The sequence below is a fragment of the Mycobacterium sp. genome (genome assembly GCF_032162105.1).
Classification (GTDB): Bacteria; Actinomycetota; Actinomycetes; order Mycobacteriales; family Mycobacteriaceae; genus Mycobacterium.
The window spans coordinates 1-5634 of the sequence record NZ_JAVRPS010000283.1 but is presented as its reverse complement, the minus strand read 5'-3'; the positions used below and the strand labels follow the sequence as shown (position 1 = coordinate 5634).

The window sequence follows — 5634 nt, the reverse complement described above, 5'->3', positions numbered from 1 at the left end:
GCAACGCCAAGGCTGCCGTCGAAGAGGGCATCGTCGCCGGTGGCGGCGTGGCTCTGCTGCAGTCGGCTCCTGCACTCGACGAGCTGAAGCTCGAGGGTGACGAGGCCACTGGCGCCAACATCGTGCGCGTCGCGCTGTCGGCTCCGCTGAAGCAGATCGCCTTCAACGCCGGCCTGGAGCCGGGCGTCGTCGCCGAGAAGGTCACCAACCTTCCCGCCGGCCACGGCCTGAACGCTGCTTCCGGCGAGTACGAGGACCTGCTCAAGGCCGGCGTTGCCGACCCGGTGAAGGTCACTCGCTCGGCGCTGCAGAACGCGGCGTCCATCGCGGCGCTGTTCCTCACCACCGAGGCCGTCGTCGCCGACAAGCCGGAGAAGGCGTCCGCACCTGCGGGCGACCCGACCGGTGGCATGGGCGGCATGGACTTCTAAGTCCACCTACTACGAAGGGCCCGGCTCGCTTGGCTTGCGAGCCGGGCCTTTTCGTGTCCGCGCTCCCCGCCGAGTGTGAAGGTGGCGACGGTTTTCGCCGATTTTTGTCGTGAGGTTCCCACTCGCGTTCAGAGCGGTATGCAGTCGTCGCCGGAACCGGTCGCCGAGGCCGCCGCGGCCGGGGTCGCTGGGCGATGCAGCACCGCGTGGCTGGGCACGACCTGTAGCGGCGCGTCATCGGCGCTGAGCAGCCCACGACCGTCGACGATCAACGTGTAGCCGCCAGGTTCGCGCGGAGGCCACAACAGCGTGACGCCGTCATGCGCGGCCAGGTTCCGGCGCGTGCCGCCGCCGACCGTTCCGACGTCGAGCACGTCGTCGCGCAGCACCGGATCGACCGCGACGGTGCGCGCCTGGTAGTCATCGCCAACGGTGATCAGATAGGCGAAGGCAAAATCGGCCAGCGCATCGGCGAGCTGATCCAGATCCACCTTCACGCTCATGACGTGAGGATAGTAGGAAACCTAGTCGAACGGGCTTGGGTCGAGGAACCGCCGAAGCACGTTCTCGGTAATGCGCGACACGTTGTTGGCGTAGTCGTTCGGCGACAGACTCCCTGCCCACGCGATCGAGCCGACGGAGAACACGGCCCCCGCGTTGGGCGTCTCGAAGAAGACGAGATCGGCACGGGCATTGGGGTTCTCGTCAGCGCCCAGCGCCGGTCCCGTCTCGAGGAATTCCTCCGGCACCAGATAGTAGGCGTTGGTGTGCTGCTCCGAGGAGGCGAGGATGTAGGCGTTCGGCGGAGTTCCCAGCTCAGCGCCGGCGCGATCGAGCTCGAGGCCAGCGGCGCCGCCACCGATCAAACCGAAGTCGCCGATCAGTTCGTCGTCGTCGACACCGGCGAAGATGAAGGCCACCTTCGGCGAGAAGCTGTCCGGGTTGCGACGGTAGTGCGACGACAGATCGAAGCCCTGGCAGGAGAATCCGACGCCGACGAGCTTCTGCGGCGCGCGGCCCTGCCGCAGCCACAATCCGCCGTAGCGGCCGTCGAAACCCTGGTAGTACTCGCCCGGCTCCGCCGCCCACGCCCGCACTCCGGTCTCCGCGCGACGCAGCTCGATGATGCCGGGACAATCCGGGTGAAATGCGATGCGCCAGTAGAACCCGTCGCCGCCGAGATACATCAGCCGGCCGCCGCTGTTGCGGTAGTCGTGGTACGCCTCCCACATCTCGGTCGAGGTGTACTCGGGGTGCGATCCGGTCAGCACGACGGCGTACGGTTCCAGCAGGCCGTGGCCGGCGTAGTGCAGCTCCTCGTCGGTGTAGATGTCCACACCAAAGCCCAAGGCGTCCAACCAATCAACGATGTGGGTGTCGGCATTGAACTGCCACAACTTCGACGATCCGAAGCCACCGAGGAGGCATTGCACCTTGGGGCGCATCTGCAGCAGCGGCCGCAACCGCGACGAGTAGCAGATACCGCTGCCGTCGGAATGCTCGTCGTAGAGCGACCCGCCGTACTCCCAGTGCTCGTTGAGGAACAGATCAGGTGGGGTCAGGACGTTGAGGATGTTGTTGAGCAGCTCGCCGTTTCCGCCGTCGGTGCCGAGGTGGTCGTTGCCGTAGGCCATGTAGCTGGCCGTCGGCAGAACCAGCGCGATCCGCTGCTCCTTGCCCGGCGCGGGCCCGACGGTGAAGGGGATGTATTCCTCGGCTCCTTCGGCGCGAAGGCGCGCGGCGTAGAGGCCGCTCGTCATCGTCTCGGGAACCGTCAACTCGAAGTCCGTTTCCCATGCGGCGTCGTAGATGTCGTCGTCGTGGAAATGGATCGCGCCCCACTGGGATGGGTCCCGTTTGAAGTCCATTTCCTCGCCGGTCCAATTCCATCCCGTCATGGCACGGGCGGGGAAGTTCACCACCGTGCCGTGCAGCTCATTGGGCGATCCGTCGATGGCGGTTTGAGATGACATCTGTGAACTGAAGTCCCAGGCGCCCATGAGATCGTCGGCCTCGACGTCGCTCCAGATCCGGGGACTGTCGATCTTTCCGTTGAACACCGCTGCCGGACCGGGGAACGCTGCGAAAAGGAGAGGGCCGTTGTGCGCCTTCGGCAGCTGGTCCAGTCGAGCGTCAACCACGCCGGCGTCGTCGATTCCGGGTACCGGGTCGAGGGGGATCTGAAAGACCGAGACCGTGCGGGTCGCGGCGTCGAGGCTCGCGCCGACCCGATACCAACGCCGGACCTGCATCGGTTTACCGACCGTCACGACGGAATCTCGTGTTCCGTCACCGGTTTTCAGTGCAGCGCCGCCCGCTCCGTCGACGATGAGCGCAAAGCCCTCGGAATCGGACCACTTCGTGATGAGCCCCTGCACACCCTTTGCCGGCGTTGTTGGCCAGATGAAGGCCTCCACCGAGAAGCTCTCCAAGTTCTCGAGGACCGGGCGGCTCGGCACCTCTACGTAGGAGCCGGCCTTGATGTGCTGCGGGCGCCCAGGGTGGACACCGTTGACGGATGTATCGACGACGACCTCCTTGACGCCGGGACCGTCGGGATTGGTGTCACCGCATATGAGCCGGACGACCTCGGCGTGATATTCGGGCGCCGTTTCGCAGTTGACCTTGAACGCGACGGTATCGCCGGGGCGGCAGTAGAGCTTGTCGCTGTAACCCGTGAGCGTGGGCATGGGAATCAGCCGAGGACGAGGTCCTGGCCGACGTGCTCCTTCCAGCGCAAGGCGAATACTTCGCGTTCGGCCGCCGCGAGATCGGTGAACTCGGTGTCGAGGAGGCGAACGGGTTGGCCACGTTCACCGGTCAGTCGTGCCAAGCGCCATCGCCGATGCGGGGTGACCTCGATCAAGACGTACTTGCCCGCAAGCGGCTCACCACGAAGGACATTGAGGACACGCTGCAGCCCCGGGCTGTGCAGGCCGACCGGAGTGGCCATGAACTCCCGCGCATGGGGAAGATCCGTGATCGGATCGATGCGATAGGCGGACTGAGTCATCGATGCGCATCGTAGATCCGCGTCGAGACCCACGCACGGTGAACTCGTCTAGGCAACCGGGGCGGACTGCCTGCCGCGGATCAGCTTGCCGGGGCGCGCGGCGGTCGGCACGCCATTCTCGGCGATCACCTCACCGGAGACGATCGTCGCGACGTAGCCGTCGGCACTCTGGTCGAGCCTGCGCCCACCGGCGGGCAGATCGTGGGCGAGTACGGGCTTGTGCAGGCGCACCGCGGCGTGGTCGATGACGTTGAGGTCGGCCTTGAAGCCGACGGCGATGCGGCCGCGATCGGCCAGGCCGGCCACCCTAGCGGGCACGGCCGTCAGCTCGCGCACCGCCTCGGCCACCGAGAGCCGGCCCGACGCGCGATCACGCGCCCAGTGGGCCAGCATGTAGGTGGGAAAGCTTGCGTCGCAGATCATTCCGTAGTGTGCGCCGCCGTCGCCAAGGCCGAGGACGACGTCGTCGCGGCGGAGCAGCTCCGCCACGGTGTCCAGCGAACCGTCCCGGAAGTTGGCCAGCGTAATCAGCAGCATGGCGTGCCCGTCGTCGTCGAGCATGCGGTCGTAAGCCTCTTCGAGCGGACTCACCCCGCGTGCCCTCGCTCGAGCGCCGATGCTGTCCGACGTGTCTGGCTCATAGTTCGGCGGGTCGCCCAGCGGGAACATCCAGTCCCACGCTTGGGTCGCGAACATGAGCGGATGCCCGTCGCTGGCCGGCTTGTCCGACAGAATGCGTTCGCGCACTTCGGGTTTGCGCAGCTCGACGACCCGCTCGGCCAGCGGCAGCTGGGCGAGCGCGCGGTAGCTCGGGTACAGGACGAACGGATTGCCGGACAGTTCGAGTCCGATCACCAGGCCGATGGGGCGGGGGAAGATCTGCGCGCTGACCTCGCCGCCGGCCGCGTTGGCCTTCGCGACCAGGTTGAGCCCTTCCTCGAAGAACGGGTCCCCGGCGTTGCCGATCGCGAGCGTGAACGTCACCGGAAGCCCGACGTCCTCGGCGACGTCGAACACCGTCTGCAGCGCCGGCCCGTAATCGCCTGCGACGAGGTCGGGGACGAACTGGATCAGGCCACCGCCTGCGTCCTTGACACCGCGGGCGATCGCCTCGATCTCGGCATGGCCGGCCTCGAAACTGGGTATCGGCCTTCCGCTTTCGGACTTGTGCAGGGTCAACCGCGACGACGCGAAGCCCAGCGCGCCGACCTCAACGGCCTCGGCGGCTAGCTTGCGCATCAGCGCCAGGTCCTCGGCGGTGGCGGGCTCGCGGTCGACGCCACGCTGACCCATCACGTACACGCGTAGCGGCGAGTGCGGCAGATACGCCGCGACGTCGATGTCACGCCTTCCGGCGTCGAGTGCGTCGAGGAATTCCGGGAACGTCTCCCACGTCCATGGCAGCCCGTCGACCATGACGACGCCGGGGATGTCCTCCACGCCGGCCATCAGGTCGACGAGCGTCTCGTGGTCGTCGGGCCGGCACGGGGCGAAGCCGACACCGCAGTTGCCCATCACCGCGGTCGTGACACCATGCGCCGACGACGGGATCATGCGGTCCGACCAGATGGCCTGACCGTCGTAGTGGGTGTGCAGGTCGACGAAGCCCGGGGTGACGAGCAGCCCGGTGGCGTCGAGCTCGCGCGTTGCCTCGCCCTCGACGGAGCCAACCGCCGCGATGACGCCGTCGGCGATCGCGACGTCGCCGACGAACGGCTCACCGCCGAGCCCGTCGACGATCGTGCCGTTGCGAATGATCAAGTCGAAGCCCATCAGCTGAATGTACGACCGTGTCGGTGGCAAGTGCCAGGATGAGGCCGTGATCGATCACTTCGGAATCATCTGCGCCGACTACACCAAGTCGAAGGAGTATTACGACACCGTGCTGGGAGTGCTGGGCCACACCCGGCAGATGGACGTCGGGCCTGCCATCGGTTACGGCAGCAACGGCAAGCCCGACTTCTGGATCGAGGACGGCACCGACCGAGAGGTGGGCGCGCCGATCCACTTCGCCTTCCAGGCCACCAGCACCGACGAGGTGAAGGCCTTCTACGACGCCGCTCTGAAGCTGGGTGCCGAGTCCCTCCACGGGCCGCGGCTGTGGCCGGAGTACCACCCCGGCTACTTCGGTGCGTTCGTCCGTGACCCGGACGGCAACAACGTCGAGGCCGTGTTCCACGGTGCGCAACC

At 66.8% G+C, this 5634-nt stretch carries 6 protein-coding genes; 2 read left to right on the top strand and 4 right to left on the bottom strand.

Annotation, left to right across the window (positions count from 1 at the left end; genetic code table 11):
• Nucleotides 1-431 (top strand): TCP-1/cpn60 chaperonin family protein (locus QOC69_RS14675; protein WP_526440701.1); only part of this gene is annotated, 431 nt, incomplete at its 5' end.
• Nucleotides 432-559: 128 nt separating this feature from the next.
• On the opposite strand, the gene QOC69_RS14670 is transcribed toward QOC69_RS14675, so the two are convergent.
• The 4 genes from QOC69_RS14670 to QOC69_RS14655 are packed head-to-tail and all read right to left on the bottom strand — an operon-like array spanning nucleotide 560 to nucleotide 5217.
• Nucleotides 560-934 (bottom strand): pyridoxamine 5'-phosphate oxidase family protein, encoded by a 375-nt coding sequence (locus QOC69_RS14670; protein ID WP_526440699.1) that lies wholly within the window; start codon nucleotides 932-934, stop codon nucleotides 560-562.
• Nucleotides 935-955: 21 nt separating this feature from the next.
• Nucleotides 956-3121 carry a N,N-dimethylformamidase beta subunit family domain-containing protein gene (locus tag QOC69_RS14665; RefSeq protein WP_526440697.1) on the bottom strand — a complete coding sequence of 722 codons (2166 nt, stop codon included), beginning with the start codon at nucleotides 3119-3121 and terminating at the stop codon, nucleotides 956-958.
• A gap of 5 nt (nucleotides 3122-3126) precedes the next feature.
• Nucleotides 3127-3444 (bottom strand): N,N-dimethylformamidase alpha subunit family protein, encoded by a 318-nt coding sequence (locus QOC69_RS14660; protein WP_184437171.1) that lies wholly within the window; start codon nucleotides 3442-3444, stop codon nucleotides 3127-3129.
• 48 nt (nucleotides 3445-3492) lie between these two features.
• Nucleotides 3493-5217, bottom strand: coding sequence for an N-acyl-D-amino-acid deacylase family protein (locus QOC69_RS14655; RefSeq protein WP_526440694.1), 1725 nt, complete (start codon nucleotides 5215-5217; stop codon nucleotides 3493-3495).
• Nucleotides 5218-5263: 46 nt separating this feature from the next.
• On the opposite strand from QOC69_RS14655, the gene QOC69_RS14650 reads away from it, so the two are divergent.
• A partial coding sequence (locus tag QOC69_RS14650) for a VOC family protein (protein ID WP_526440692.1) occupies nucleotides 5264-5634 on the top strand: 371 nt, incomplete at its 3' end.

Excerpts from the sequence above, each read along its gene's own strand:
- QOC69_RS14665 (WP_526440697.1), bottom strand. The coding sequence starts at position 3,121 with ATGCCCACGCTCACGGGTTACAGCGACAAGCTCTACTGCCGCCCCGGC.
- QOC69_RS14655 (WP_526440694.1), bottom strand. The coding sequence starts at position 5,217 with ATGGGCTTCGACTTGATCATTCGCAACGGCACGATCGTCGACGGGCTC.
- QOC69_RS14670 (WP_526440699.1), bottom strand. The coding sequence starts at position 934 with ATGAGCGTGAAGGTGGATCTGGATCAGCTCGCCGATGCGCTGGCCGAT.
- QOC69_RS14660 (WP_184437171.1), bottom strand. The coding sequence starts at position 3,444 with ATGACTCAGTCCGCCTATCGCATCGATCCGATCACGGATCTTCCCCAT.